This is a genomic window from Companilactobacillus halodurans (assembly GCF_009600985.1).
Lineage (GTDB): Bacteria > Bacillota > Bacilli > Lactobacillales > Lactobacillaceae > Companilactobacillus > Companilactobacillus halodurans.
This window is the reverse complement of sequence record NZ_VDFP01000236.1, coordinates 1-1,112: the sequence shown is the minus strand read 5'-3', so window position 1 is coordinate 1,112 and position 1,112 is coordinate 1. Positions and strand designations below refer to the sequence as shown.

Below are 1,112 nucleotides of genomic sequence, written 5' to 3'. Positions count from 1 at the left end.
ACTTATACCAGTCTGACTGGTCGTAATGAGGAAATAGCCAAGCATTTGGCAGATTACTTAAAGGATAAAGGTGCTGATCTTGATTTGGAGCAAATCGTTGATACAGATGCCTTTGGTTTAAGTGACTATGACGCCGTTATAGTGGAAACATACACTTATCATGATGGTGAAGTGCCTGACGAAGCACAGGATTTTTATGAAGATTTAGCCGATGTGGACTTGAAGAGAACTAAGTTTGCGGTGTTAGGTTCCAGTTCGAAGACCCATTTACACTTTGGTAGAGCCGTTGATTACTTTACGATGCAACTGAACTCTAGCAATGGTGAACAAGTTGCTGACTCTGTGAAGATTGATCGTGATCCTGATGAAGACGATTACAAGCGAGTTGAAGCTTTAGGTGATTATGTACTGAAAAGTTTGAAATAACAAATTACGAAAAAATATCGAAAATTCTTATGGATTTTCGATATTTTTTTTATGAGAACATTTTTTACCTTGTTTATAAAAAATATCTCGGATAACATAAAATTATAAATATAGTTAGGGGGTCCTAGGGGATGACTGAATTTATAGCTTTAGTGGCATTCGGATTTATGATTTATTTTGCCATTAAAATGTTTAAAGGTCGGAAGATAAAGGCGAATGACCGTGCTAGTAAAGCACTAAAGAAGCGTTATCGAATCGGCTTAATTGTCAGTATTGTAGTAATGTTTGTGGCTACGATTATGAGTGGTGGTACTGAAGATACCACTTCCAAGCAATCATCAAGTAGTGCTGATACGACCAAAGTTGTTAAAAAACAAAAGTATATCGGTAAAGACAAGTACGATATTGCCAAGAAGGAAAATGTTGCTTTATTAGCTAAACAAAAGAAATTGCAGAAACAAGAAGATAAACTGCAAGAACAACAGGATAAAATTGCTAGCGATGAAGCTGAGGCTAAGCGTAAAGAACAAGAACAACAGGCTGCAGCTCAAAAAGAACAAGAGGAACAAGCTAAGGCTGCTCAAAAGCAACAAGAAGAGGCCGCGGCTCAACAAAAACAACAGCAAGAGCAACAACAATCACCTTCGCAGACGCAAACTAGGGGAGATATGAGTACGTCTGATACT

The 1,112-nt window shown here is 37.7% G+C and carries 2 protein-coding genes; both read left to right on the top strand.

The window, feature by feature from the left end:
- Positions 1–426: flavodoxin domain-containing protein (locus tag FHL06_RS13875; protein WP_153387238.1), on the top strand; the 426-nt coding region annotated here is incomplete at its 5' end.
- 131 nt (positions 427–557) lie between these two features.
- The coding region (locus FHL06_RS13870; RefSeq protein WP_202879075.1) for a hypothetical protein at positions 558–1,112 on the top strand (555 nt) is incomplete at its 3' end.